This window comes from Pseudomonas sp. GM60, assembly GCF_000282415.1.
Classification (GTDB): Bacteria; Pseudomonadota; Gammaproteobacteria; order Pseudomonadales; family Pseudomonadaceae; genus Aquipseudomonas; species Aquipseudomonas migulae.
Genome location: NZ_AKJI01000034.1, coordinates 49,661 through 75,321, shown reverse-complemented (window position 1 = coordinate 75,321; position 25,661 = coordinate 49,661). Strand labels below are relative to the sequence as shown.

The 25,661-nt window shown below is 60.1% G+C and carries 27 protein-coding genes; 15 read left to right on the top strand and 12 right to left on the bottom strand.

The features are described 5' to 3' along the window. Nucleotides 1–221 precede the first annotated feature (221 nt). A complete protein-coding gene (locus PMI32_RS20580; protein ID WP_008026983.1) occupies nucleotides 222–677 on the bottom strand; it encodes a flavodoxin in 456 nt (151 codons plus the stop codon). Nucleotides 678–820: 143 nt separating this feature from the next. On the opposite strand from PMI32_RS20580, the gene PMI32_RS20585 reads away from it, so the two are divergent. Together PMI32_RS20585 and PMI32_RS20590 are read left to right on the top strand one after the other, a co-directional pair. Further along, the gene (locus PMI32_RS20585; protein WP_008026981.1) at nucleotides 821–1,297 is read left to right on the top strand and encodes a PAS domain-containing protein; all 477 of its coding nucleotides are present in this window, start codon (nucleotides 821–823) and stop codon (nucleotides 1,295–1,297) included. A gap of 54 nt (nucleotides 1,298–1,351) precedes the next feature. Beyond that, nucleotides 1,352–1,957 (top strand): hypothetical protein, encoded by a 606-nt coding sequence (locus tag PMI32_RS20590; protein WP_008026978.1) that lies wholly within the window; start codon nucleotides 1,352–1,354, stop codon nucleotides 1,955–1,957. A 1-nt stretch (nucleotide 1,958) separates the two neighbouring features. Here PMI32_RS20590 and PMI32_RS20595 read toward each other — a convergent pair whose 3' ends face one another. After that, on the bottom strand, nucleotides 1,959–2,918 hold the full coding sequence (locus tag PMI32_RS20595; protein WP_177318876.1) for a MerR family transcriptional regulator: 960 nt from the start codon (nucleotides 2,916–2,918) through the stop codon (nucleotides 1,959–1,961). Between the two features lie 211 nt (nucleotides 2,919–3,129). Here PMI32_RS20595 and PMI32_RS20600 point away from each other — a divergent pair, with 211 nt between their 5' ends. The 7 genes from PMI32_RS20600 to PMI32_RS20630 all read left to right on the top strand — a co-directional run bounded on the left by PMI32_RS20600 (nucleotide 3,130) and on the right by PMI32_RS20630 (nucleotide 7,757). Beyond that, nucleotides 3,130–3,699: a putative antibiotic biosynthesis monooxygenase gene (locus PMI32_RS20600; protein WP_008026974.1), complete on the top strand. Its 570-nt coding sequence runs from the start codon at nucleotides 3,130–3,132 to the stop codon at nucleotides 3,697–3,699. Between the two features lie 174 nt (nucleotides 3,700–3,873). Beyond that, nucleotides 3,874–4,584, top strand: a complete 711-nt coding sequence (gene folM / locus PMI32_RS20605; protein ID WP_008026972.1) for a dihydromonapterin reductase — start codon at nucleotides 3,874–3,876, stop codon at nucleotides 4,582–4,584. 21 nt (nucleotides 4,585–4,605) lie between these two features. Continuing rightward, complete coding sequence (gene folE / locus PMI32_RS20610; RefSeq protein WP_008026971.1) at nucleotides 4,606–5,181, top strand: GTP cyclohydrolase I FolE; 576 nt, start codon at nucleotides 4,606–4,608, stop codon at nucleotides 5,179–5,181. A gap of 2 nt (nucleotides 5,182–5,183) precedes the next feature. Continuing rightward, nucleotides 5,184–5,555, top strand: a complete 372-nt coding sequence (folX, locus tag PMI32_RS20615) for a dihydroneopterin triphosphate 2'-epimerase (protein ID WP_008026970.1) — start codon at nucleotides 5,184–5,186, stop codon at nucleotides 5,553–5,555. Nucleotides 5,556–5,623: 68 nt separating this feature from the next. After that, nucleotides 5,624–5,920 (top strand): DUF1244 domain-containing protein, encoded by a 297-nt coding sequence (locus PMI32_RS20620; protein WP_008026968.1) that lies wholly within the window; start codon nucleotides 5,624–5,626, stop codon nucleotides 5,918–5,920. Continuing rightward, nucleotides 5,913–6,251: a HopJ type III effector protein gene (locus tag PMI32_RS20625; RefSeq protein WP_008026966.1), complete on the top strand. Its 339-nt coding sequence runs from the start codon at nucleotides 5,913–5,915 to the stop codon at nucleotides 6,249–6,251. The genes PMI32_RS20620 and PMI32_RS20625 overlap by 8 nt, the downstream gene beginning before the upstream one ends. Nucleotides 6,252–6,506: 255 nt before the next feature. Continuing rightward, a complete protein-coding gene (locus PMI32_RS20630; RefSeq protein WP_008026965.1) occupies nucleotides 6,507–7,757 on the top strand; it encodes a 2-aminoadipate transaminase in 1,251 nt (416 codons plus the stop codon). Between the two features lie 154 nt (nucleotides 7,758–7,911). Here the strand turns inward: PMI32_RS20630 and trxB are convergent, their stop codons facing one another. Further along, nucleotides 7,912–8,874, bottom strand: a complete 963-nt coding sequence (trxB, locus tag PMI32_RS20635) for a thioredoxin-disulfide reductase (RefSeq protein WP_008026963.1) — start codon at nucleotides 8,872–8,874, stop codon at nucleotides 7,912–7,914. 315 nt (nucleotides 8,875–9,189) lie between these two features. Here trxB and cysZ point away from each other — a divergent pair, with 315 nt between their 5' ends. Both cysZ and PMI32_RS20645 read left to right on the top strand, forming a co-directional pair. Continuing rightward, entirely contained in the window at nucleotides 9,190–9,942 is a 753-nt protein-coding gene (gene cysZ, locus PMI32_RS20640; RefSeq protein ID WP_008026961.1) for a sulfate transporter CysZ, read from the top strand. A 40-nt stretch (nucleotides 9,943–9,982) separates the two neighbouring features. After that, nucleotides 9,983–11,182, top strand: coding sequence for a glycosyltransferase family 4 protein (locus tag PMI32_RS20645; protein WP_008026959.1), 1,200 nt, complete (start codon nucleotides 9,983–9,985; stop codon nucleotides 11,180–11,182). Between the two features lie 117 nt (nucleotides 11,183–11,299). On the opposite strand, the gene PMI32_RS20650 is transcribed toward PMI32_RS20645, so the two are convergent. The 3 genes from PMI32_RS20650 to PMI32_RS20660 form a co-directional block, all read right to left on the bottom strand. After that, nucleotides 11,300–12,403 carry an NADH:flavin oxidoreductase gene (locus PMI32_RS20650; RefSeq protein WP_008026958.1) on the bottom strand — a complete coding sequence of 368 codons (1,104 nt, stop codon included), beginning with the start codon at nucleotides 12,401–12,403 and terminating at the stop codon, nucleotides 11,300–11,302. Between the two features lie 216 nt (nucleotides 12,404–12,619). Further along, nucleotides 12,620–13,102 (bottom strand): glutathione peroxidase, encoded by a 483-nt coding sequence (locus tag PMI32_RS20655; protein ID WP_008026956.1) that lies wholly within the window; start codon nucleotides 13,100–13,102, stop codon nucleotides 12,620–12,622. A gap of 122 nt (nucleotides 13,103–13,224) precedes the next feature. Continuing rightward, nucleotides 13,225–13,710, bottom strand: a complete 486-nt coding sequence (locus PMI32_RS20660) for an FKBP-type peptidyl-prolyl cis-trans isomerase (protein WP_008026954.1) — start codon at nucleotides 13,708–13,710, stop codon at nucleotides 13,225–13,227. On the opposite strand from PMI32_RS20660, the gene PMI32_RS29620 reads away from it, so the two are divergent. From PMI32_RS29620 to yihG, 3 genes are read left to right on the top strand one after another with little or no spacing between them, the layout of a single operon-like run. Then, nucleotides 13,679–14,017, top strand: a complete 339-nt coding sequence (locus tag PMI32_RS29620) for a DUF3565 domain-containing protein (RefSeq protein ID WP_081500182.1) — start codon at nucleotides 13,679–13,681, stop codon at nucleotides 14,015–14,017. The two genes, PMI32_RS20660 and PMI32_RS29620, sit on opposite strands and share 32 nt — an antisense overlap. A 60-nt stretch (nucleotides 14,018–14,077) precedes the next feature. Next, nucleotides 14,078–16,177 carry a phosphate acetyltransferase gene (gene pta / locus PMI32_RS20665; RefSeq protein ID WP_008026952.1) on the top strand — a complete coding sequence of 700 codons (2,100 nt, stop codon included), beginning with the start codon at nucleotides 14,078–14,080 and terminating at the stop codon, nucleotides 16,175–16,177. Next, the gene (gene yihG, locus PMI32_RS20670) at nucleotides 16,178–17,080 is read left to right on the top strand and encodes a 1-acylglycerol-3-phosphate O-acyltransferase, YihG family (RefSeq protein ID WP_008026950.1); all 903 of its coding nucleotides are present in this window, start codon (nucleotides 16,178–16,180) and stop codon (nucleotides 17,078–17,080) included. It abuts the gene before it with no gap. A 185-nt stretch (nucleotides 17,081–17,265) separates the two neighbouring features. Here yihG and cysN read toward each other — a convergent pair whose 3' ends face one another. The 3 genes from cysN to PMI32_RS20685 form a co-directional block, all read right to left on the bottom strand. Next, complete coding sequence (cysN, locus tag PMI32_RS20675) at nucleotides 17,266–19,164, bottom strand: sulfate adenylyltransferase subunit CysN (RefSeq protein WP_008026949.1); 1,899 nt, start codon at nucleotides 19,162–19,164, stop codon at nucleotides 17,266–17,268. 9 nt (nucleotides 19,165–19,173) lie between these two features. Then, a complete protein-coding gene (cysD, locus tag PMI32_RS20680; protein ID WP_008026947.1) occupies nucleotides 19,174–20,091 on the bottom strand; it encodes a sulfate adenylyltransferase subunit CysD in 918 nt (305 codons plus the stop codon). A 239-nt stretch (nucleotides 20,092–20,330) separates the two neighbouring features. Then, on the bottom strand, nucleotides 20,331–21,089 hold the full coding sequence (locus PMI32_RS20685; protein WP_008026945.1) for a Nif3-like dinuclear metal center hexameric protein: 759 nt from the start codon (nucleotides 21,087–21,089) through the stop codon (nucleotides 20,331–20,333). Between the two features lie 102 nt (nucleotides 21,090–21,191). On the opposite strand from PMI32_RS20685, the gene algW reads away from it, so the two are divergent. After that, on the top strand, nucleotides 21,192–22,352 hold the full coding sequence (algW, locus tag PMI32_RS20690; RefSeq protein WP_008026944.1) for a Do family serine endopeptidase AlgW: 1,161 nt from the start codon (nucleotides 21,192–21,194) through the stop codon (nucleotides 22,350–22,352). Between the two features lie 135 nt (nucleotides 22,353–22,487). Here algW and hisC read toward each other — a convergent pair whose 3' ends face one another. From hisC to hisG, 3 genes are all read right to left on the bottom strand, one after another. Continuing rightward, a complete protein-coding gene (gene hisC, locus PMI32_RS20695) occupies nucleotides 22,488–23,540 on the bottom strand; it encodes a histidinol-phosphate transaminase (RefSeq protein WP_008026942.1) in 1,053 nt (350 codons plus the stop codon). A gap of 1 nt (nucleotide 23,541) precedes the next feature. After that, nucleotides 23,542–24,867 carry a histidinol dehydrogenase gene (gene hisD, locus PMI32_RS20700; RefSeq protein ID WP_008026941.1) on the bottom strand — a complete coding sequence of 442 codons (1,326 nt, stop codon included), beginning with the start codon at nucleotides 24,865–24,867 and terminating at the stop codon, nucleotides 23,542–23,544. A gap of 125 nt (nucleotides 24,868–24,992) precedes the next feature. Next, nucleotides 24,993–25,628 (bottom strand): ATP phosphoribosyltransferase, encoded by a 636-nt coding sequence (gene hisG, locus PMI32_RS20705; protein WP_008026940.1) that lies wholly within the window; start codon nucleotides 25,626–25,628, stop codon nucleotides 24,993–24,995. Nucleotides 25,629–25,661 lie beyond the last annotated feature (33 nt).

The following is a 25,661-nucleotide window of genomic DNA, read 5'->3' as shown; positions in this document are numbered from 1 at the left end:
CAAGGAACTCCTGTTCTTATTGTTTTGCTCACGTTTAGCAGTCTAGTCAGCCCCCGGGGTTCATGTAGTTGCATTGGCAGCCAGCTTGATGACCTAGCGAGTCACTGCGCCAGACAGCTTGGATCCATGTCAAAGTACCGCCGCCAACAAGGAGTCAGCGAACCGGTTCCGCAGCCCCGAAACGGTACAATCCTGGCTCGCCTTGCTGCACGAATGGCCAGTCAGCCCCGCAGAGCGGTGACGAGTTCCGCCAGCCAGGGTTCGGCATCGGTTTCCGGGGTGACGCTTTCGCTGGCATCCAGGCGCAGCATCGGCAGCACTTCGCGGATGCCCAGTTCGCCGAACAGCTCGCGCATCAGCTCACCGCCGCCGCAGAACGTATCGCCGTAGCTCGCATCGCCCAGGCCGATCACCGCGCCCGGCAAACCACGCCAGGCGGCCGGCAATTGATCACGAATGGCGAAATACAACGGTTGCAGGTTGTCCGGCAGTTCGCCCATGCCCGTGGTCGAAGTCACTGCCAGAAAGGCTTGCGGGCCAAACGCCTGAACATCGGCAAGGCTTGCGCGCGGGTTGTGAAAGGTTTCGAAGCCCGCGGTTTTCAAAATATTCGCAGCGTGGCGAGCGACTTCTTCAGCCGTGCCGTACACCGAGCCCGAAAAGATGGCGACTTTCATCAATCTGATCCTGAAGCTGAGTAAAAAGATGAGGGATATTAACAGCCACAGCAAAAAAGCTGCGATTAGCTCTCATTAAGCATTGAAGGCCGCTAGAGTTCTTTTAGAATGCTGCGCTCAATCAATCTGGAAAGGATTCTCCGATGATCAACGCACAATTGCTGCAAATGGTGATTAACGCGTCCAACGACGGCATCGTGATTGCCGAAAAAGAAGGTGAACACGACAACATCCTGATTTACGTCAACCCTGCATTTGAACGGCTGACCGGTTACACCAGCGAAGAAATCCTCTACCAGGATTGCCGCTTTCTGCAATCAGGTGACCGCGACCAGGAAGCGCTGCCCTTGATTCGCAATGCGTTGAGCAGTGGCGGCTCCTGCCGGGAAATCCTGCGAAACTACCGCAAGGACGGCACGCCCTTCTGGAATGAGCTGTCGCTTTCGACGGTGAAAAACCCGAGTGACGGTCAGACGTATTTTGTCGGCGTGCAAAAGGACGTCACCGTGCAGGTCAAGGCGCAGCAGCGGGTAGCGCAGCTTGAAGCGCAAGTGGCAGAGCTTCAGGCCGAGCTCGCCGCGCTCAAACCGACGAACGGCGCAAACAAAACCGATAATTGATTGTCATTAACTACAATCACCGATGACTTTGTTACTTTTCCTTTCGAGCCAATCATGCAGCGCGACGCACTCCTGACCCAGGATGAGCTGGACTTTATCCAGACCATGCAACACAACCCGCAACTCAATGTGCGGGATGCGACGTCGAGTCTGCTTGTAAATGGTGGTTCGCAAATTCGTGACTTGCTCACGCGCCTTGCTGCTCATGAGCAAGTCACGATCCAGGCCAACTTCGAAAATCAGCAAATGACCTTCCCGCTGCACCTGGTGGAAGACGAATTTCACGCGCTGCATTTACGTCTCGGCGTTCCCAGCATTTATGAAGACGGACCGCTGGTCCGGCCATGGCGCCTGGTCCTCGAAGAACCGGTCGCCCTGGAGAATGCCGTCGGACAACCCGGCACGATGTGGGTGCATGAAGTGTCGTTCAAAGGGGTTTTGCTGGAAGTTCGCAACAAGACCAAACCGCCCAAGCATTTCGCGTTGTGGTTCAGCCCGTCAGGCTACGAACGTATAGCGTTGCGCGGCACCTTCGAGAGAGAAACCGAGAACGGCTTCTATGCCTATCAGTTGAGTCAGAGCGACAAGGATGAAACCGAGCGCCTGCGCCAGTACATTCTTCAGCAGCATCGACTGACCCATCCGACCCTGCATCTGTGATTCAGGTGTCCAGGTTGCCTGCCAGGAACTGTTTCAGGCGCTGACGCATCACCACTCCTTCGTTACCCAGGCAGCCAATGGACGATCCGTCCAGGCTCTCCTGCGCCAGTTCCGACGCGTCACCGGCCAGCATCAACTGGCAATCCAGGCTCATCGCCAGACGATTCAAACGTCGCGGTAAATCACCGGTCGGCGCGTGATTGGAAAACAGCACCAACGCCTGGGGCTTGACCCTTTCGCAGACCAGCGTCAGTTCATCGAAGGGCTGACCGATCGCCAGCAATTGAATGGCCGAATCGACACTGCTCAAAAACAGCGCCGTGACCAACAGTTCGAGTTCGCGACATTGATCGTTCAGGGGACAGACAATCACCCGTCGTGGCTGCATGACGCGCACCAGCAGCAGCCGCTGTAATACCCGTGAACGCAAAAAACCGTCCAGGAATAGCCACTCGCTGGCTTGGCCGAACACTTCCTGACGTTGCAGGAATTGCTTCCAGAGTGGCATCAGAATGTCCTGAAACGCCACGGTCAGGGGGTAACTGGAAAAGATCTGCCCATAGACCTGCTCCAGTTGCACCTCATCGAACACGCTCACCGCCGCTTTGACTTGTTCCTGCCACTGCGCGTAGTCAGCCTGCACCAGTTCGTTGGGGATGATGTGGGACAACGCTTGAAGCGGGGCAGTCTTGGCCAGTATCTTGCCGACCTTGCTGACGGCGACGCCACGTTCGATCCAGCCCAGGATGCTGCGGACCCGCTCGATATCGGTCATTGCGTACAAGCGATGCCCGCTTTCGGTGCGCATTGGCTGAATCAGACCATAACGTCGCTCCCACGCCCGCAAGGTGACCGGGTTGACGCCCGTCAGCCTTGACACTTCACGGATCGGAAACAGTTCTTCCTTTTCTATGGAAAGAGCACGCGGCAAACCAGTGACATCTTCGGTCAAGACAGGCATAGGGCAGTCAACGTCCGCGCATAAATTGGATCCCATTCTACCTCTCTTGCCCCATCAGCATTCAATACCTTGATGGACGACGATTGTCGCGGCCATAACCTGTAGAATCCGGAATAATCCTTGCTTGTTCCAAGTCGCAGCCCATCACCCCGGCGCTGCGCCTGGCGAAACTCCTATCCGGAGTAACGCGATTGTCATCCGGAGATACAAAATGTCTACCTCCCCCGTCACGCTGATGGTTGCGCGCCGCGTCGCCGATGGGCGTTATCAGGACCTGATGGCCTGGTTGCGCGAAGGCGAACAACTGGCCACCGACTTCCAGGGTTATCTCGGCTCAGGCGTACTCGCCCCGCCGCCCGACGATGACGAATTCCAGATCATTTTCCGCTTCGCCAACGCGCAGACCATGCACGCCTGGGAGCATTCGGCCTCGCGTACCGCCTGGCTCGCGCGCGGCAGCGACTTGTTTGCGCATAAGACGGAACATCGCGTGAGCGGCATCGAAGGCTGGTTCGGTGCTGCCGGCGCACGTCCGCCTCGCTGGAAACAGGCCGTGGCAATCTGGTTGGCGTTCTTCCCGGTATCGTTGTTGTTCAACTTCGTACTGGGGCCGTTGCTCGGCGAAATGAGCCTGCTGCCTCGGGTGTTCATCAGCACACTGTGTCTGACGCCGTTGATGGTCTACTTCTTTATTCCACTGTCGACCCGGGTGCTCGCCGGTTGGTTGAACAGCACGCCGACACGGCGATTGCCCGCTGAACCCACCACCCAGAATCACTGACCGCCACCTGTAGGAGCAAGGCTTGCCCGCGAAGAACGATGACGCGGTTGAATGCCTGGACCGCGTCATCGTTCTTCGCGGGCAAGTCGGATCGCCGCATCGCTCGCTCCTACAAAAGCCACCTCACGGCTCGTCGCTGGTATAGTTTTGCTCTTACCGCGACGCGAGCCGTTCATGACCTCTTCATCCGCCCCGATCCTCATCACCGGTGCCGGCCAGCGTGTCGGCCTGCACTGTGCGCAGCGATTGCTCGAAGACGGCCATGCGCTGATCTTCAGCTATCGCACTGAACGCCCCGGCGTACAGGCATTGCGCGATCTGGGGGCGACGGCAATCCTCGCCGACTTTTCCAGCGAGGCGGGGATTCTCGCCTTCATCAGCGAACTGAAAACCCACACCGACTGCCTGCGGGCGATCATCCACAACGCATCCGAATGGCTGGCCGAAACACCGGACACCGACGCCGCAGCGTTTACCCGCATGTTCAGCGTGCACATGCTGGCGCCCTACCTGATCAACCTGCACTGTGCCGACTTGTTGCAACGCTCGACCCCGGCGGACATCGTGCACATCAGCGATGACGTCACGCGCAAGGGCAGCAGCAAGCACATCGGCTACTGCGCCAGCAAAGCCGGGCTCGACAGCCTGACCCTGTCCTTCGCGGCGAAGTACGCGCCGCACATCAAGGTCAACGGCATCGCCCCTGCCCTGCTACTGTTCAACCCTGACGACGACGCGGCGTACCGCGCCAAGGCTCTGGCCAAATCCGCATTGGGTATCGAACCCGGTAGCGACGTGATCTACCAAAGCCTGCGTTATTTGCTCGACAACCCTTATGTCACCGGCACGACCCTGACCGTCAACGGCGGACGGCACCTCAAGTAAGGTGTCCCGCGAGGATATTTCATGACGTTATCCCGGCCCCAGAACGCCCTGTCCCAGAACTACCGCGAGATCCTCATCGGCCTCGGTGAAAATCCCGACCGCGAAGGCCTGCTCGATACCCCGGCGCGCGCAGCCAAAGCCATGCAGTACCTGTGTCATGGTTACGAGCAATGTGTCGAAGAAATCGTCAACGGCGCGTTGTTCGCCTCCGACAACGATGAAATGATCATTGTCGACAACATCGAGCTGTATTCACTCTGTGAACATCACCTGCTGCCCTTCATCGGCAAGGCGCATGTGGCTTATATTCCCACGGGTAAAGTGCTGGGCCTGTCGAAGATTGCACGGCTGGTGGACATGTTTGCGCGTCGCCTGCAGATCCAGGAAAACCTCACCCGGCAAATCGCCGACGCAGTGCAACAAGTGACCGGTGCCGCCGGTGTCGCGGTGGTCATCGAGGCACAGCACATGTGCATGATGATGCGCGGCGTCGAGAAACAGAATTCGACCATGAACACCTCGGTGATGCTCGGCGCCTTCCGCGAGTCGAGCAACACCCGCCAGGAGTTCCTGCAATTGATTGGACGGAGCAAGTAGCAATGCCACAACTTCAACCAGGAATGGCACGCATCCGGGTCAAGGACCTGTGCCTGCGGACGTTCATCGGGATCAACGAGGATGAAATCCTCAACAAGCAGGACGTGCTGATCAACCTGACGATCCTGTATGCAGCCCAGGAAGCGGTGCGTGACAACGACATCGATCACGCGCTGAATTACCGGACCATCACCAAAGCGATCATCGCTCACGTGGAAGGCAATCGCTTTGCCCTGCTCGAACGCCTGACCCAGGAAATTCTCGATCTGGTCATGGCCAATGAGTCGGTGCTGTACGCCGAAGTCGAAGTCGACAAGCCCCACGCCCTGCGTTTCGCCGAGTCGGTGTCGATCACCCTGGCCGCGAGCCGCTGACCGCGTCTGGCGCATTGCTCGCCAGACTTTTATTATCTCGCGCACGACTGAGTAACACAGAGCCCATCATGACTGACCAACAACGCCTCGAACTTGAAGCCGCCGCCTTCCGCCGGCTGGTCGCGCACCTGGACAGCCGCAAGGATGTGCAGAACATCGACCTGATGAACCTCTCGGGTTTCTGCCGCAACTGCCTGTCCAAATGGTACAAGGCCGCGGCTGACGAACGTCAGATCGAGGTCAGCCTCGACGACGCCCGTGAAGTCGTCTACGGCATGCCGTACGCCGAGTGGAAAGCCCAATATCAGCAAGAAGCCAGCGCCGAGCAACAAGCGGCGTTCGCCAAAGGAAAACCCAATGAGTGATTTGAACACCCTGCGCGCCAGCCTCAAGAGCGGCGAACACGTTTTTGCCGACACCCTGGCCTTCATCGCCGCCGGTTATGACTACCAGCCACAGCCGTTCAACAACGGTGGCGTGGAAAACGCCGCCGGGCAAAACGAAGGTTCGTGCAAGACCCTGGGCCTGGCGCTGCTGGAAGGGTTGAGCGATGAAGAAGCGCTGTTGGCATTCGGCGAGCATTACCGCTCCGTCGTGGCCACGCCCGATGGCACCGATCATGGCAACATCCGCGCATTGATTGCCCATGGATTGGCCGGTGTGAAGTTCACCCAGCAACCCCTGACCCGCCGCTGATTTCTGAGCAACACCTCCCACTGTAGGAGCCGGCTTGCTGGCGATGGCGTCCTCAATGTCGATGCAAGACTTAAGGGCCCCATCGCCAGCAAGCCGGCTCCTACAATGGTTTTGCGTTGTTTCGAAAAAATTTGCACAACGCCCAAACCACATCCCGACTTTTAAGATTGACCCGGCAACTTTATTTCGTTTGCCGGGCACCACTGCTCGCGGCTTAGATAAAAAGAAGCATCCCTTCTTCAGAGTCGGTCATCCATGAGCAGCGAAACCATCAGCCGGTCGATCAACATCGTGCACCCTGTCACGCTCAGCCACGGCAAAAATGCCGAGGTCTGGGACACCGAGGGCAAACGCTACATCGACTTTGTCGGTGGCATCGGCGTGTTGAACCTCGGCCATTGCCACCCGCGCATCGTCGAGGCCATTCGCGAACAAGCCACCCAGTTGACGCATTACGCGTTCAACGCCGCCCCGCACGTGCCTTACCTCGAACTCATGGAGCGTCTGGCCGCGTTCATCCCGGTGGATTACCCGGTCAGCGGCATGCTCACCAACAGCGGCGCGGAAGCGGCGGAAAACGCCCTGAAGATCGTCCGGGGCGCGACCGGTCGCACGGCCGTCATCGCTTTCGACGGCGCCTTCCACGGGCGCACCCTCGCCACTCTCAACCTCAATGGCAAAGTCGCGCCCTACAAACAGAAGGTCGGCGTGTTGCCCGGTCCGGTGTTCCACTTGCCCTACCCGAGCAAGGACAACGGCGTGACCTGCGCCGAAGCGTTGAAGGCGATGGATCGGCTGTTCAGCGTCGAGATCGATGTCGACGACGTGGCGTGCTTTATCGTCGAGCCTGTGCAGGGTGAAGCCGGTTTCCTGGCGATGGATGTCGAGTTCGCTCAGGCCTTGCGCAAGTTCTGTGATGAAAAGAACATTCTGCTGATCGCCGATGAAATCCAGTCCGGCTTCGGCCGCACCGGCCAGCGGTTTGCGTTCTCGCGACTGGGCATCGAGCCGGACCTGATCCTGCTGGCCAAAAGCATTGCCGGCGGCGTGCCGCTGGGGGCGGTGGTCGGGCGCAAGTCGCTGCTCGACACCTTGCCCAAGGGCGGTCTGGGCGGCACTTACTCGGGCAATCCGATCGCCTGCGCCGCTGCATTGGCGACGCTGGATGAAATGACCGATGCCAACCTGCACGCCTGGGGTTCGCAACAGGAAGAAGCGATCGTCAGCCGCTACGAAGCCTGGCGCGCCAACAAGGTTTCCCCTTATCTCGGACGCCTGACCGGTGTCGGCGCCATGCGCGGCATCGAACTGGCCAACGCCGACGGCACACCCGCCCCGGCGCAGCTGACACAACTGTTGGCCCTGGCCCGTGAAGCGGGGTTGCTGCTGATGCCTAGCGGCAAGTCGCGGCACATCATCCGGCTGCTGGCGCCGTTGACCACGGAGGCGGCGGTGCTGGAAGAAGGCCTCGACATCCTGGAAGCGTGCCTGAAAAAGCTGACCTGATCCCTGTAGGAGCCGGCTTGCTGGCGATCCAGTCGACTCGGCATGACAGGAGCACCGCGCCGCCTGCATCGCCAGCAAGCCGGCTCCTACAGGACAAGCAAAATGAGCGGCACAAAAAAACCGGCCGAAGCCGGTTTTTTTCATTTCAACAGAATCAGAACGAAGCGTTCTGCAGACCGTCGAGGTAACGCTCGGTGTCCAGTGCAGCCATGCAACCAGCGCCCGCCGAGGTGATCGCTTGACGGTAAACGTGGTCAGCCACGTCACCGGCAGCAAAGATGCCTTCAACGTTGGTCGCGGTCGCATTGCCTTCACGGCCGCCGTGCACCACCAGGTAACCGTCTTTCAATGTCAGCTGACCTTCGAACAACGAAGTGTTCGGGGTGTGGCCGATGGCGATGAACACGCCGTCGACTTTCAGCTCGTCGAAGCTGCCGTCGTTGTTCTTCAGGCGAGCACCGGTCACGCCCATGTTGTCGCCCAGGACTTCGTCCAGGTTCGAGTTCAACTTCAGGATGATCTTGCCTTCGGCAACGCGAGCGTTGAGCTTGTCGATCAGGATCTTCTCGGCGCGGAAGGTTTCGCGACGGTGGATCAGGGTCACGGTGCTGGCGATGTTGGCCAGGTACAGGGCTTCTTCGACAGCGGTGTTACCGCCACCGACCACGGCCACTGGCTTGTTGCGGTAGAAGAAACCGTCGCAGGTCGCGCAGGCCGAAACGCCTTTGCCCATGAACGCTTCTTCCGATGGAAGGCCCAGGTAACGAGCGCTGGCGCCGGTGGCGATGATCAGGGCGTCGCAGGTGTAAGTCGCGCTGTCGCCGGTCAGGGTGTAAGGCTTGGCGGCGAAGTCCACGGCATTGATGTGATCGAAAACGATCTCGGTTTCAAAGCGCTCGGCGTGCTCACGCATCCGCTCCATCAACGCCGGGCCGGTCAGACCGTGGACATCGCCAGGCCAGTTGTCGACTTCGGTGGTGGTGGTCAGTTGACCGCCGGCCTGCATGCCGGTGATCAGCAGTGGCTTGAGGTTGGCACGGGCGGCATACACCGCGGCGCTGTAACCGGCAGGGCCGGAACCGAGAATAATCACTCGCGAATGACGGACTTCAGACATGACCTGCTCCTGTTGACCGGCCTGGAACACCTGGCGCGGAACGCCGGGTTGCCGGCGGGAATAAAAAAGGACCGTTGAAAGCACTTGGGGAAGGCTTGAACTCGACAGTCCTGTAAAAAGATTGGGTGCAGCGTATCGAGGGGGCGAAGATTAAGGAAATACGGTTTAACAATCCAGCTCATAGGCGGTCTCTATCCGGTTACCGCTTATATATAGGCGCCTTTGTTACAGTTGATGTCGATGCTGCGACCGCGCTTTCGCCCGTCAGGCAAAGCCGGTAAGGTCGGCGCGTTTCCCTTCTGCTCGGAGCTCGATATGCCCGCCCCTGTTCTGTCCGGCCCGCAATACCTGCGCGAAGGCCTCAAGCTGGTCCTGAGCCCCAGCCTGCGTTTATTCGTGTTGCTGCCGCTGGCAATCAATCTGGTGCTGTTCGTCGGATTGATTTATCTGGCCGGCCATCAATTCAGTCTGTGGGTCGATACGCTGATGCCGTCCCTGCCCGACTGGCTGAGTTTTCTCAGTTACATCCTCTGGCCGATTTTCGTGGTGCTGGTGGTGTTGATGGTGTTCTTCACCTTCACCATGCTCGCCAACGTCATCGCGGCGCCGTTCAACGGTTTTCTCGCGGAGAAAGTCGAAGTGGTGGTGCGCGGCACCGACGACTTCCCGGCTTTCAGCTGGAGTGAACTGATCGCCATGATCCCGCGCACCCTCTCCCGGGAAATGCGCAAACTCGGTTACTTCCTGCCGCGGGCGATCGGGCTGTTCATCCTCTCGTTCATCCCGGTGGTGAACATCATCGCCGCGCCGCTGTGGCTACTGTTCGGCGTATGGATGATGGCGATCCAGTACATCGACTACCCGGCGGACAACCACAAGCTGGGCTGGAACGAGATGCTTGCCTGGCTGCGCGAGAAGCGCTGGCAGAGCATGAGTTTCGGCGGCAGTGTTTACCTGGTGCTGCTGATTCCGGTGGTCAATATTCTGATGATGCCGGCGGCAGTAGCCGGGGCGACATTGTTCTGGGTGCGAGAGCGCGGTGCGGAGAATCTGGTGACGCAACGCTAAGCCGGTCACAAATCCATCATCAAAACGCCACAACGACGACATGGCCTCAGCCGACACTGAGGTCATGACGACAGCTCTGCATATCACCCTGATCACCGAAACCTTCCCTCCCGAAATCAACGGCGTGGCCAATACCCTTGGCCGCTTGTGCGACGGTTTGCGCGCGCGCGGGCATCAGGTGGAACTGGTGCGGCCACGCCAGGGTTGCGATCAGCAGCTGGGCAGCGACGATGAATTACTGCTGTGCCGGGGCTGGCCGCTACCGGGGTATCCGGGCTTGCAATGGGGTCAGTCGTCGATGCACAAACTGCTACGACGCTGGAAGCGCCAGCGCCCGGACGTGCTGTACATCGCCACGGAAGGACCGCTGGGCTTGTCTGCGTTGCGCGCGGCACGGCGCCTGGGGATTTCGGTGGTCAGCGGTTTTCACACCAACTTCCAGCAGTACTCCAATCAGTACGGGCTCGGTTTACTCACGCGCCTGCTGACCCACTACCTGCGCTGGTTTCACAATCGCTCGACCCTGACGCTGGTGCCGAGTGTCAGCCAGCGGCTGGAGCTGGAGCGTCGGCATTTCGAGCGGCTGGCATTGCTGTCCCGCGGGGTCGACAGTCAGTTGTTCCACCCAACCAAACGGCTGCAATCGTTGCGTGAGCAATGGGGCTTGGGCGAGAAGGACATCGCAGTCATCCATGTAGGACGCCTGGCACCGGAGAAAAACCTTGGTTTGCTCAAGCGTTGTTTCGATACGTTGAAAGCGACTTATCCACAGCGAATCCTAAAGCTGATCATCGTCGGTGACGGTCCGCAACGAGTGGCGCTGGAACAGGAACTGCCCGAAGCGATTTTCTGTGGCACTCAGCGCGGCGAGGCCCTGGCCAGCCACTATGCGTCAGGGGATGTGTTTTTGTTTCCGAGCATGACCGAAACGTTCGGCAATGTGGTGCTTGAGGCACTCGCGTCAGGGTTAGGCGTGGTGGCCTACGATCAGGCTGCGGCGGCTCAGCATATTCGCCATGGCTACAACGGGGTGCTGGCGATGCCAGGGGATGAGGAGGCGTTCAGCGATGCCGCGGCTTGGCTGCTGGAGAAGCACGAGAACTTGCGATGCGTAAGGCTGAATGCGCGCCAGCATGCAAGTCGGCAGGGTTGGGCAGCGATTATCGAGCAGTTCGAGGGGCAGTTGCGGGGGGCTTGTGTTGGGGAGTTGGTGGTGCCGAATGCACCGACCGTCCCCTGAATCTTCGGTGATTTTCAGTCAGCCATCGCGAGCAGGCTCGCTCCTACAGTGGTTGTGTGTCGTGCACAAAACCTGTGGGAGCGAGCCTGCTCGCGATGGCGTCAGCGCAGTCGCCGCTTAAACCAGCGTCATCAACGCCTCACGGCTGAACGGCAGGATGTCTCCCTCACGACCGTCACGCACTTTCTGCGCCCAGTCCGGGTCCACCAGCAACGCACGCCCCACCGCCACCAGATCGAACTCGTCGTTGTTCAAACGCTCCAGCAGTTTTTCCAGACTGGCCGGCTGCGCGATCTTGTCGGTGTTGACCATGAATTGCAGGAACTCGCCATCCAGGCCGACGCTGCCCACGGTGATGGTCGGCTTGCCGGTCAGTTTGCGCGTCCAGCCTGCCAGGTTCAGCTCGGAACCGTCGAACTCCGGCTCCCAGAAACGGCGCGTCGAGCAGTGGAAAATGTCCACGCCTGCGTCGGACAACGGCTTGAGAAACTCGCCCAGCGCTTCCGGAGTTTGCACCAGACGCGCGGTGTAATCCTGCTGCTTCCACTGAGAGAAACGGAAGATGATCGGGAAGCCTTCACCGACTGCCGCACGCACCGCCTGAATCAGTTCGATGGCGAAACGCGAACGGTTCGCCAGGTCGCCACCGTATTCATCGGTGCGCTGATTGCTGCCTTCCCAGAAGAACTGGTCCACCAGATAGCCATGGGCGCCGTGGATTTCCACGCCGTCCATGCCGATGCTTTGCGCGTCTTTGGCAGCTTGAGCGAACGCGGCGATCACGTCCTGGATATCCTGTTTAGTCATGCCGTGAACCACGACCTGACCATCCTTCAGTTTTTCCGACGGACCGTAACCCGGCACGCTGGCGTCAGGCTCGGTGCCGATGCGACGCACGCTGCCGACATGCCAAAGCTGCGGAACGATCTTGCCGCCTTCGGCATGCACCGCGTCGACGACTTTCTTCCAGCCGGCCAGCGCGGCTTCACCGTAGAAATGCGGCACGTTCGGGTAGCCGTTGGAGGCCTTGTGGCCGACGGTGGTGCCTTCAGTGATGATCAAACCCACGCCGGCGGCGGCGCGACGACGGTAGTACTCGATCACTTTGGAATTGGGTACGCCACCCGGCGAAAACGAGCGGGTCATCGGCGCCATGACGACACGGGTCGGCAGTTCGAGGGTGCCGAGGTGGAACGGTTTGAACAGGGCTTTGACAGGCATGGGACGCTCCACGGGAATAGACTTTATGACGGCGATAATATGGAGAGTTCCACGCGATGAACAGCACTATTCATTGCAGTGATTAAGATCCAAAAGTCACACGGAACTGTAGGAGCAAGCTTGCTCGCGATGGTCGTCAACGATGACGCTGGGGCCCTGACAGCCCGCGGCGTTCTCCAGTCCATCGCGAGCAAGCTCGCTCCTACAGGGGAGGTGTCAGCTCAGGGCTTTTTCGATTGCCTGAATGACAGTGGGATCATCCGGCGCCGTACGCGGTGAGAACCGTGCCAGTACGCGACCGTCCTTGCCGAGCAGGAATTTTTCGAAGTTCCAGGTGATATCACCCGGGAATTCAGCCCCCTCGCCCGCCAGCAGGCGGTACAACTGATGACGCTCATGACCATTGACTTCCAGCTTGCTGGACAACGGAAAGGTCACGCCATAGTTGAGGCTGCAGAACTCCTGGATCTCTTTCTCGGTACCCGGTTCCTGTCCGGCAAACTGGTTGCACGGCAGGCCCAGCACGCTGAAGCCCTTGCCTTTGTACTGTTGATAGAGGTTTTCCAGCGCCGCGTACTGTGGGGTCAAGCCACATTTGGAGGCAACGTTGACCACCAGCACGACGTTCCCCTTGAAGGGCGCCAGCGGAAGCTCCTGACCATCCAGGGCTGTCAATTTAAGGTCGTGAAAAGCACTCATGACGTACTCCAGATTCCCGTGTTCTTCTCGAAACAGCCACTTAGCGGTGTCATCGGGGACAGCCGCGGACTAAAAAGGCGCCCTCGGGCGCCTCTCCAGTTCTCTGAGCTTAGCGCAGAAAATCAGTGGTGATGGCCACCTTCGCCATGGACGTGACCATGAGCGATTTCTTCCTGGCTGGCGTCACGGATGGCGATGATCTTGACCTGGAAGTTCAGGCGCTGACCGGCCAACGGGTGGTTGCCGTCGACGGTGACATCGTCGCCGTCCAGATCGCGAATGGTCACGATCTGCATTTGGCCGTCTGGTGCGGAAGCGTGGAACTGCATGCCCACTTCCAGCTCGTCGACGCCTTCGAACATGCTGCGGCTCAAGGTGCTGACCAGTTCGGCAGCGTATTCGCCGTAAGCGTCTTCAGGTTCAACGGCCACGGTCAGCTCGTCGCCGACTGCTTTGCCTTCCAGAGCCTTTTCCAGGCCTGGAATGATGTTACCTGCGCCTTGCAGGTAGACCAGCGGCGCGCCGCCGGCGGAGCTGTCGATGACCTCACCAGCGTCGTTGGTCAGGGTATAGTCGATGGAGACAGCCTTATTGGCGGCGATCAGCATGGGGCGAGACCTTTTGCATAAGAATTTAGAAAGGCCAAGTTTAGCGAAGCAATCGTCCGAAAGCGAACACAACCCGGACAGACGGAATGCGGCGCCAGGCTCGACGGTCACAGGTTTTCATCAGGACGAGGACGGGCATTGGGTGGCCGAGCTGTCCTGTGGCCACACGCAGCACCTGCGCCACCAGCCGCCGTGGCAATCGCGCGCCTGGGTCATGGACCCGGCGCAACGTATTGAAAAAATAGGCCAGCCCTTTGAATGCGGTTGGTGCGCACAAGGCTCGGTTAGCGATAACCTTGGCGACTGAATTTCGGTAGATCGTCAGCTATAGATGATCACCTTTGTCATGCTCCCTTAGAGAATCCGCATGCAAACTTTTTTTATCGCGCCCACCGATTTTGGTGTGGGTCTGACCTCCATCAGCCTCGGGCTGGTGCGCACCCTCGAGCGGGCCGGCCTCAAGGTCGGCTTTTTCAAACCGATTGCCCAGCCGCATCCGGGTGATACCGGGCCGGAGCGCTCCACCGAACTGGTGGCGCGAACCCACGGCTTGAAACCGCCGCAACCGCTGGGCCTGGCGCACGTCGAGCGCATGCTCGGCGACGGCCAGCTCGATGAGCTGCTCGAAGAAATCATCACGCTCTATCAGCAAGCGGCCATCGGCAAGGACGTGCTGATCGTCGAAGGCATGGTCCCGACCCGCAGCGCCAGTTACGCCGCGCGGGTCAATCTGCATTTGGCCAAGAGTCTGGACGCCGACGTGATTCTGGTTTCGGCACCGGAAAACGAAGTGCTGACCGAGCTCTCCGGCCGCGTGGAGTTGCAAGCGCAATTGTTCGGCGGGCCGAAAGACCCGAAAGTCCTCGGCGTGATCCTCAACAAGGTCAAGACCGACGAGAGCATGGAGGCCTTCGCCTCCCGCCTCAAGGAGCATTCGCCGTTGCTGCGCAGCGGTGATTTCCGCTTGCTCGGTTGCATCCCGTACCAGCCGGAACTGAACGCGCCGCGCACCCGCGACGTGGCCGATCTGATGGGCGCGCAAATCCTCAATGCCGGCGACTACGAAACCCGGCGCATGACCAAAATCATCATTTGTGCGCGCACCATGCGCAACACCGTGGAGCTGCTCAAGCCCGGCGTGCTGGTGGTGACGCCCGGTGATCGCGACGATATCATCCTCGCCGTCAGCCTCGCCGCCATGAACGGCGTGCCGCTGGCCGGCCTGCTGCTGACCAGCGACACCCTGCCTGACCCGCGCATCATGGACCTGTGCCGTGGCGCCTTGCAGGCCGGTTTGCCGGTGCTGTCGGTGAGCACCGGCTCCTACGACACCGCGAACCAGCTGAACGGTTTGAACAAGGAAATCCCGATCGACGACCGCGAGCGTGCGGAGATCATCACCGACTTCGTCGCCAGCCACCTCGACGCCAACTGGCTGCACCAGCGTTGCGGCACGCCACGGGAAATGCGCCTGTCGCCAGCGGTGTTCCGTTATCAATTGATCCAGCGCGCCCAGGCCGCCAACAAGCGCATCGTGCTGCCCGAAGGCAGTGAGCCGCTGACCGTGCAAGCCGCGGCGATCTGTCAGGCGCGCGGCATTGCCCGTTGTGTGTTGCTGGCGAAACCGGCGGACGTCGAAGCCGTGGCGCGTGCCCACGATATCGAGCTGCCGCCAGGCCTGGAGATTCTCGATCCGGACCTGATTCGCGAACGTTACGTCGAGCCGATGGTTGCGCTGCGCAAGACCAAAAGCCTCAACGCGCCGATGGCCGAGCAGCAACTGGAAGACACCGTGGTGATCGGCACGATGATGCTGGCGCTGGATGAAGTCGACGGCCTGGTGTCCGGTGTCATTCACTCCACCGCCAACACCATCCGCCCGGCCTTGCAGTTGATCAAGACCGCGCCGGGCTGCACCCTGGTGTCGTCGGTGTTCTTCATGCTGTTTCCCGAAGAGGTGCTGGTCTACGGCGACTGCGTGATGAACCCGCACCCGAGCGCCACGGAACTGGCCGAGATCGCCCTGCAAAGTGCGGACTCGGCAGCAGCGTTCGGCATTACGCCGCGCGTGGCGATGATCAGCTACTCCAGCGGTGAATCGGCCAGCGGCGAAGAGGTCGAGAAGGTCCGCGAGGCGACGTTGCTCGCCCACGAGCAACAACATTCGCTGCTGATCGACGGTCCGTTGCAGTACGACGCCGCCGCCAACGAAACCGTTGCCCGGCAACTGGCACCGAACAGTCAGGTCGCCGGTCGCGCCACGGTGTTCGTGTTCCCCGACCTGAATACCGGCAACACCACGCACAAAGCCGTGCAGCGCAGCGCCGACTGCGTCAGCCTCGGCCCGATGCTGCAAGGCCTGCGCAAACCGGTGAACGACCTGCCGCGTGGCGCGCAAGTCGACGACATCGTGTACACCATCGCGTTGACCGCGATTCAAGCTGCCAACCGACCTCTGGATGTTTAAATGCTGGATTTCCTGCCTGCCGCCGCACGCGGCGTGATTGCATCGTTGTTGCTGGCACTGAATACGATTCTGCTCTGCTCGTTTCTGTTCTGCGTGGCGATTTTCAAGGTGTTGCCGTTCGCCCTCACCCAGCGTTTCACACGCTGGCTGATGAACCATACCCATGAAGCCTGGATCAGCAACAACAAGGCCTGGATGAACCTGGTCCGCCGCACCCGCTGGCACCTCAGCGGCCTTGAAGGGCTGGACTATCAGCACTCGTACCTGATCACCAGCAACCACCAGAGCTGGGTCGACATCATGGTGTTGCAGTACGTGCTCAACCGTCGTATCCAGCCGCTGAAGTTCTTTCTCAAGCAAGAGCTGATCTGGGTGCCGGTGATTGGCCTGGCCTGGTGGACGCTGGGCTTTCCGTTCATGAAGCGCTATTCCAAGGCTTACCTGGAAAAGCACCCGGAGAAGAAAGGTAAAGACCTGGAAACCACGCGCAAGACCTGTGCGAAGTTTCGTGATGACCCGGTGGGGATTTTCAATTTCGTCGAAGGCACGCGCTTCACCGAAGGCAAGCATGCGCAGCAGAAATCCCCGTTCAAGTACCTGCTCAAACCCAAGGCCGGTGGCATTGCGTTTGTGCTGGACGCCATGGGTGAGCAGCTGGAGTCGATCGTCAACGTGACGATTCACTATCCGGGCGGGCGTCCGGGGTATTGGGATTTGCTCTGCGGGAACGTTGAAGATGTTGTGGTGCACTTTCAGGAGTTGAGGATTCCGCCGCAGTTTATTGGCAAGAACTACGACCAGGATGGGGAGTATCGGTTGCAGTTTCAGGGGTGGATCAATCAGCTTTGGTTAGACAAGGATGCGTTGTTGACGCAGATGCATCGCGAGTATCCTGGGAAGTAATCAGTCGTCTGCACCGGCCCCTTCGCGAGCAAGCCCGCTCCCACATTGGATCTTCAAGAGACACAAATTTTGTGTACGGCAATAATCCAATGTGGGAGCGGGCTTGCTCGCGAAGGCGTCCGACCAGACACAAAAAAACCCGCCGATGATCACTCATCGGCGGGTTTTTCATGAGCAGCTAACGCTTAGATCGCGCCATGCTTGCGCAGCAGATCCAGCACTTGCTTGACGCTCTCTTCCAGCGACAGCGACTGGGTGTCGACCACGAGATCGGCGTCCAGAGGCACGTCGTACGGGAAGGAATCGCCCGGAATGTTATCCCCGGCCGCTGCGTACAAGCCTTGCGGATCACGCTCGGCACAAACAGTCGGCGAGGCCTGGACGTAGACCGTCAGCAGACGCTCCTTGCCGATCAGGTCCTTGGCCTGCTCACGCCCTTCTGCACTCGGCGCAACGAAGGCAGCGAGGGTTAGCAGACCGGCTTCGTTGAACTGACGCGCAACGTGCGCGGCACGACGCCAGTTCTCGGTACGCCCGGCGCGATCCTGCGGCAGACCTTTGTTCAGGTCGTGACGCAGGTTCTGGCCATCGAGCACAAACACCGCACGGCCAAGGTCGAACAGCTTGCGTTCAACCGCATACGCCAGAGTGCTTTTGCCCGCGCCCGACAAGCCGCTGAACAACACGGTGGCCGGCTGTTGGCCGAAACGCTGAGCGCGTTCTTCGGTGGCAACGTGCGCCAGTTTGCCGTGGTGCGTGCTGCTGCCATGCGCCAACGGCTGAGCGATGATCATGCCGGCGGCGACGGTGCCGTTGGTCAAACGGTCGATGACGATGAACGAACCGGTGGTGCGGTTGCTCGCGTAACCGTCCAGCGCGATGGCGGCGTCGAGGCTGATCTTGACGCGACCGATCTCGTTCAACTGCAACGCGCTGGCAGGACCTTCTTCCAGGGTGTTCACGTCAACGCGGTTGACGATGCTGGTGATCGAACCCGGCACGTACGTCGTGGCGCGCTTGATGTCGTATTTCTTGCCCGGCAGCATCGGTTCTTCGGCCATCCACACCAGCATGGCGTCGAAGGCGTCAGTCACTTGCGGCAGGTTGTCGGCGTGCACCAGCAAGTCGCCGCGAGAGATATCGATCTCGTCTTCCATGGTCAGCGTCACCGCTTGACCAGGACCGGCATGCTCCAGCTCACCTTCGAAGGTGACGATGGATTTCACGCGGCTGCTCTTGCCCGACGGCAGCACAACGACTTCATCGCCCTTGTGCACGACGCCGCTGGCCAGGGTGCCGGCGAAACCACGGAAGTTCAGGTTCGGACGGTTGACGTACTGCACCGGGAAACGCAGGTCGGTGTAGTTGCGGTCGCTGGCGATTTCGACGGTTTCGAGAATTTCCATCAGCGACTGGCCGGTGTACCACGGCGAGCGCTCGGACTTGTTCACCACGTTGTCGCCCTTCAGCGCCGACATCGGCACGAAGGCCATGGTGGTCGGCTTGAACGCGATGCCTTCGGCGAACTTCAGGTAATCGGCCTTGATCGACTCGAACACGCTTTCGTCGAAGCCATTGAGGTCCATCTTGTTGATGGCGACCACGATGTGCTTGATGCCCAGCAACGAGGCGATGAAGCTGTGGCGACGGGTCTGGGTCTGCACGCCGTAGCGGGCGTCGACCAGGATGATCGCCAGGTCACAGGTGGACGCACCGGTGGCCATGTTGCGGGTGTACTGCTCATGGCCAGGGGTGTCGGCGATGATGAATTTGCGCTTGGAGGTGGAGAAGTAGCGGTAAGCGACATCGATGGTGATGCCCTGCTCACGCTCGGCCTGCAGGCCGTCGACCAGCAATGCCAGGTCGATGTCTTCGCCGGTGGTGCCGACTTTTTTCGAGTCGCGGGTAATGGCTTCCAGGTGATCTTCGTAGATCATCTTGGAGTCGTGCAGCAGGCGCCCGATCAGGGTGCTCTTGCCGTCGTCGACGTTGCCACAGGTCAGAAAGCGCAGCATTTCCTTGCGTTCGTGCTGGCCCAGGTAGGCGAGGATGTCCTCGCTGATCAAATCAGATGCGTGCGACATGACAACCCCTTAGAAATAACCCTGACGTTTCTTTTCTTCCATCGAGCCTGCGCCATCGTGATCGATGACCCGGCCCTGGCGTTCGGAAGTTCGCGTCAGGAGCATTTCCTGAATGATGTCGGTCAGGCTGGTGGCCTCGGACTCGACCGCACCGGTCAGCGGGTAGTCACCCAGTGTACGGAAACGGACTTTCTTCTTGACGATGCGCGCCTTGTCTTCGTCGCTCAGGTGATTGAGCAGGCGTTCGTCGTCGATCATGATCCAGGTGCCATTCATCTCGATGACGTCGCGTTCGGCGGCGAAATACAGCGGCACAATCGGGATGCCTTCGAGGTAGATGTACTGCCAGATGTCCAGTTCGGTCCAGTTCGACAATGGGAAAACGCGGATCGATTCGCCCTTGTTGACGTTGCCGTTGTAGACGTTCCACAACTCTGGACGCTGGTTTTTTGGGTCCCAGCGGTGCTTGGTGTCGCGGAAGGAATACACGCGCTCTTTGGCGCGGGACTTCTCTTCGTCGCGGCGAGCGCCACCGAAAGCGGCGTCGAAACCGTACTTGTCGAGCGCCTGTTTCAGGCCCTCGGTTTTCATGATGTCGGTGTGCTTGGCACTGCCGTGGGTCAGCGGGTTGATACCCTGGGCCACGCCATCGGGGTTCACGTGCACCAGCAGGTCCAGGCCGAGTTCTTCGACCATGCGGTCGCGGAATTCGTACATTTCCTTGAACTTCCACCGGGTGTCGACGTGCATCACCGGGAACGGCAATTTGCCCGGGAAGAATGCCTTGCGCGCAAGGTGCAGCATCACGGCGGAATCTTTACCGACGGAGTACAGCATCACCGGGTTATCGAACTCGGCGGCGACCTCGCGGATGATGTGGATGCTTTCGGCCTCCAGCTGTTTCAGATGCGTCAGTTTGTCGACCATGGCTACTCACGAAAACGATCTTATGGACGGCCAGCGGGCCGTGTTCGAGCGGGGAATCCTAGCACAGCGACCTCTTCTAATCAGGCCGCGAGCTAGATCGAAAGGGTATATGAATATACCCCCCTGTTTGGGCGCAGGGACCTTGTAGGAGCGAGGCTTGCCCGCGAAAAACGATAACGCGGTGTACCTGATGTACTGCGTTATCGTTTTTCGCGGGCAAGCCTCGCTCCTACATGAAACTAGATCGGATTCGGGCAATCGATGAAGATGTGCTCCAGCGCAAACCGTCGCGCCAGGTAATCCCCCAGCGCCTGCACACCATAACGCTCGGTGGCGTGGTGACCGGCGGCGATGAAGCTGATGTCGTTTTCCCGGGCGCTGTGGAAGGTTTGCTCGGACGCCTCGCCGCTGAGGTACAGATCGACGCCCGCCAGAACCGCCTGATCGATATAACCCTGGCCGCCACCGGTGCACCAGCCGACCCGACGAATCATCTCGCTGCCTTCAATCAGCAGCGGCTCGCGGCCCATGACTTCCTGCACGCGGCGAGCAAAATCACGCGGCGTCACCGGTTCGCTCAACGAGCCGACCAGACCGACAATCTTCAGGTTATCCGGGTCCAGCGGCCCTTCGACGGTGATGTCCAACTGACGGGCGAGCTGCACGTTGTTACCGACTTCCGGGTGCAGGTCCAGCGGCAAGTGATAGGACAGCAGGCTGATGTCGTGCTTGAGCAGGGTTTTCAAGCGACGCTGCTTCATGCCGGTGATGCACGGGTTCTCGCCCTTCCAGAAGTAACCGTGATGCACCAGCACCAGATCGGCCTGCGCTTCGACGGCGGCATCCAGCAACGCCTGACTGGCCGTGACGCCACTGACGATGCGCATCACCTGCGGCCGGCCTTCGACCTGTAACCCGTTGGGGCAATAATCGGCAATCTTTGCACTGTTCAGATAACGGTCGGCTTCTTCGACCAGGGTGCTCAGGGCGACGGCCATAAAAGACTCCTAAATATCCCGTTCAGAGGCACGCGCGGCCTCGTATAATGCGCGACATTATGGGCGGTCTCTAACCGCCTGCAACCTCTCAGGACGTGCTTAATGCTCAAGGCGCTGCGTTTTTCCGGCTGGCCGCTGTTGGCCGGCGTGCTTATCGCTCTATTGATCATCCAGCGTTACCCGCAGTGGGTCGGGCTTCCAAGCCTCGACGTCAACCTGCAGCAAGCCCCGCAAACCACCACCATGCAGCAAGGTCCGGTGTCCTATGCCGACGCCGTCACCACCGCTGCGCCGTCGGTGGTGAACCTGTACACCACCAAAGTCATCAACAAACCGAACCATCCGCTGTTCGAAGACCCGCAGTTCCGCCGCTTCTTCGGCGACAACGCGCCCAAGCAGAAACGCATGGAATCGAGCCTCGGCTCCGGCGTGATCATGAGCCCGGAAGGCTACCTGCTGACCAACAACCACGTGACCAGCGGCGCCGACCAGATTGTCGTCGCGCTGAAGGACGGGCGTGAAACCCTGGCCCGCGTCATCGGCAGCGACCCGGAAACCGACCTCGCGGTCCTGAAGATCGATCTGAAAAACCTGCCGTCGATCACCGTCGGCCGCTCCGACAACATCCGCATCGGCGACGTCGCGCTGGCCATCGGCAACCCGTTCGGCGTCGGCCAGACCGTGACCATGGGCATCATCAGCGCTACCGGCCGCAATCAGCTGGGCCTGAACAACTACGAAGATTTCATCCAGACCGACGCCGCGATCAACCCCGGCAACTCCGGCGGTGCGCTGGTGGATGCCAATGGCAACCTGACCGGGATCAACACGGCGATCTTCTCCAAGTCCGGCGGTTCGCAAGGCATCGGTTTCGCGATCCCGGTCAAACTGGCGATGGAAGTGATGAAGTCGATCATCGAACACGGCCAGGTGATTCGCGGCTGGCTCGGTATCGAAGTGCAGCCGTTGAGCCAGGAACTGGCGGAGTCGTATGGTCTGTCGGGACGTCCGGGCATTGTGGTCGCGGGGATTTTCCGTGACGGCCCGGCGCAGAAGGCCGGCCTGCAATTGGGTGACGTGATTCTCACCATCGACGGCGAACCGGCCGGTGATGGTCGCCGCTCGATGAACCAGGTCGCGCGGATCAAACCGACCGACAAAGTCACGGTTCAAGTGATGCGCAACGGCAAGGAGCTGAAGCTCACCGCAGAAATCGGCTTGCGCCCGCCACCGGCGCCGGTCAAAGAGAAAGAAGAACAGTAAGCACTCACCACACAATCCCTGTAGGAGCGAGCGGTGCGGCGATCCGACTTGCCCGCGAAGAACGATGACGCGGTGTACTTGATGCACCGTGTCATCGTTCTTCGCGGGCAAGCCTCGCTCCTACAGAGGTATGTTTTAGAGCTCGCCGAGGCCGTCGATCAGTGCCTGATTCTGTTCAGGCGTGCCAATCGAAATCCGCAGGAACTGCGCAATGCGCTCCTGCTTGAAGTGCCGGACGATCACGCCTTGCTCGCGCAACTTCGCTGCCAGCCCCGCCGCATCGTGTTGCGGATGCCGGGCGAAGATGAAGTTCGCCGCTGACGGCAGCACTTCAAAGCCCTTGGCTTGCAGTTGCGCAACGACCTTCTCGCGATTCTCGATCACCAACCCGCAGGTCTTGTCGAAGTACTCGCGGTCTTCGAACGCGGCGGCTGCGCCGACGTTCGCCAGGCGATCCAGCGGATAAGAGTTGAAGCTGTTCTTGATCCGCTCCAGCGCCTCGATCAGGTCCGGATGCCCCACCGCCAGACCGACCCGCAGGCCAGCCAGAGAACGGGACTTGGACAACGTCTGGGTGACCAGCAAATTCGGATAACGGTCCACCAGACTGATCGCCGTCTCGCCACCGAAGTCGATGTAAGCCTCATCCACCACGACCACCGAACCCGGGCTGGCCTTGAGGATTTGCTCAACCGCGTCCAGCGCCAACAGGCAACCGGTCGGCGCGTTCGGGTTCGGGAAGATGATCCCGCCGTTCGGTTTGGCGTAATCCGCCGGGTTGATCTGGAACTGTTCGTCCAGCGGCACCGCGTCGAACGTGATGCCATACAACCCGCAGTAGACCGGGTAGAAGCTGTAGCTGATGTCCGGGAACAGCACCGGCTGATCGTGTTGCAGCAAACCGTGAAAGATGTGCGCCAGGACTTCATCGGAACCGTTGCCGAGGAACACCTGATTGCTTTGCACGCCGTAGTACTTGGCGACAGCGTTCTTCAACAAGTCGCTGTTCGGGTCCGGGTACAAACGCAGATTGTCGTTGAGCTCGGTCTGCATCGCCGCCAGGGCTTTTGGCGATGGGCCGTACGGGTTTTCGTTGGTGTTGAGCTTCACCAGTTTCGCCAGTTTCGGTTGCTCGCCCGGCACGTAAGGCACCAGGTTCTTGACGAACGGGCTCCAGAATTTACTCATCTCAGTTCCCCTGCTTGTCGTCGATGATGCGGTATTCGGCGCTGCGGGCGTGGGCGGTCAGCGATTCGCCACGGGCCAGCACGGAAGCGGTCTTGCCCAGTTCCGACGCACCCTGCTCGGAGCAGAAGATGATCGACGAGCGTTTCTGGAAGTCGTACACGCCCAGCGGCGACGAGAAACGAGCAGTGCCGGAGGTCGGCAGCACGTGGTTCGGGCCGGCGCAATAGTCGCCCAAGGCTTCGGAGGTGTGACGGCCCATGAAGATTGCGCCGGCGTGACGAATCTGCGGCAACCACGCTTGTGGATCGGCGACCGACAACTCCAGGTGCTCCGGTGCGATGCGGTTGGCCACTTCGATGGCTTGCTCCATATCGCGAACCTGGATCAGCGCCCCACGGCCATTGATCGAGGTTTCGATGATCTCGGCGCGTTCCATGGTCGGCAGCAGTTTGGCGATGCTGGCGGCGACCTTGTCGAGGAACCCGGCGTCCGGGCTGACCAGAATCGCCTGGGCGTCTTCGTCGTGCTCGGCCTGGGAGAACAGGTCCATGGCGATCCAGTCCGGATCGGTCTGGCCGTCGCACACAACGAGGATTTCCGACGGGCCGGCGATCATGTCGATGCCAACCTGGCCGAACACGTGACGCTTGGCGGTGGCGACATAGATGTTGCCCGGGCCGACCACCTTGTCGACCTTCGGCACGCTTTCGGTGCCATAAGCCAGCGCGGCAACGGCTTGCGCGCCGCCAATGGTGAAGACACGGTCGACACCCGCGATGCACGCTGCGGCCAATACCAGCTCGTTGATTTCACCGCGCGGGGTCGGCACCACCATGACCACTTCGGTCACGCCCGCCACTTTGGCCGGGATCGCATTCATCAGCACGGACGACGGGTACGACGCTTTGCCGCCCGGGACATAAAGACCGGCACGATCCAGCGGCGTGACCTTCTGGCCCAGCACGGTGCCATCGGCCTCGGTGTAGCTCCAGGAATCCTGTTTCTGCTTTTCGTGGTAGCTGCGCACACGGGCCGCGGCTTTTTCCAGCGCTTCACGCTGCGGCACGGTGATTCGGGTCAGCGCCAGTTCCAGGCGCTCGCGCGGCAGGATCAGGTCGGCCATCGAGGCGACTTCCAGGCCGTCGAACTTCTGGGTGAACTCCACCAGCGCCGCATCGCCACGCTCGCGCACGGCCTTGATGATGTCCAGCACCCGCTGATTGACCGAGTCGTCAGACACACTTTCCCAGCTCAGCAGATGATCCAGATGATGTGCGAAATCCGGGTCAGCAGCGTTGAGTCGGCGAATTGCAGTCGGTGCGGTCATAGCGAGAGCCTCATAGGAATGGCAAAAACTCAGGCGCCCTAACTTAGCAGTCGTTTCCGCTTGGGCACCTGAGATTCTGGCTATGAGGCGGATAGACGGGCGCGACTCAAGGTCGCGCAGGTGAATCAGCCGCGGTGTCGAGACTCCACTGCCTTGCGCAGGGTGTCGATCAACGCCTGGATACGGGCGTGCTGCATTTTCATCGAAGCTTTGTTGACGATCAGCCGGGAGCTGATGTCGGCAATGAAATCCTGGGGCTCCAGGCCATTGGCGCGCAGGGTGTTGCCGGTGTCGACCACGTCGATGATCTTGTCCGCCAGACCGATCAGCGGCGCCAGTTCCATCGAGCCGTACAGCTTGATGATGTCGACCTGACGGCCCTGTTCCGCGTAGTAACGCTTGGCAACGTTGACGAACTTGGTCGCCACCCGCAAACGGCCCTTGGGCTCGACGTCACCGACTCGGCCAGCGGTCATCAGCTTGCAGAGGGCAATGCGCAGGTCCAGTGGCTCGTACAAGCCCTGGCCGCCATATTCCATCAGCACATCTTTACCGGCGACGCCCAGGTCAGCGGCACCATGCTCGACATAGGTCGGCACATCGGTGGCGCGCACGATCAGCAGGCGTACATCTTCCTGGGTCGTGGGGATGATCAGCTTGCGGCTCTTGTCCGGATTCTCGGTCGGCACGATGCCCGCTTCAGCCAGAAGCGGCAGGGTGTCGTCAAGGATGCGGCCCTTGGACAGTGCGATGGTCAACATGGGAAACGTCAGTCCTTATCAAGGTACGTGCCC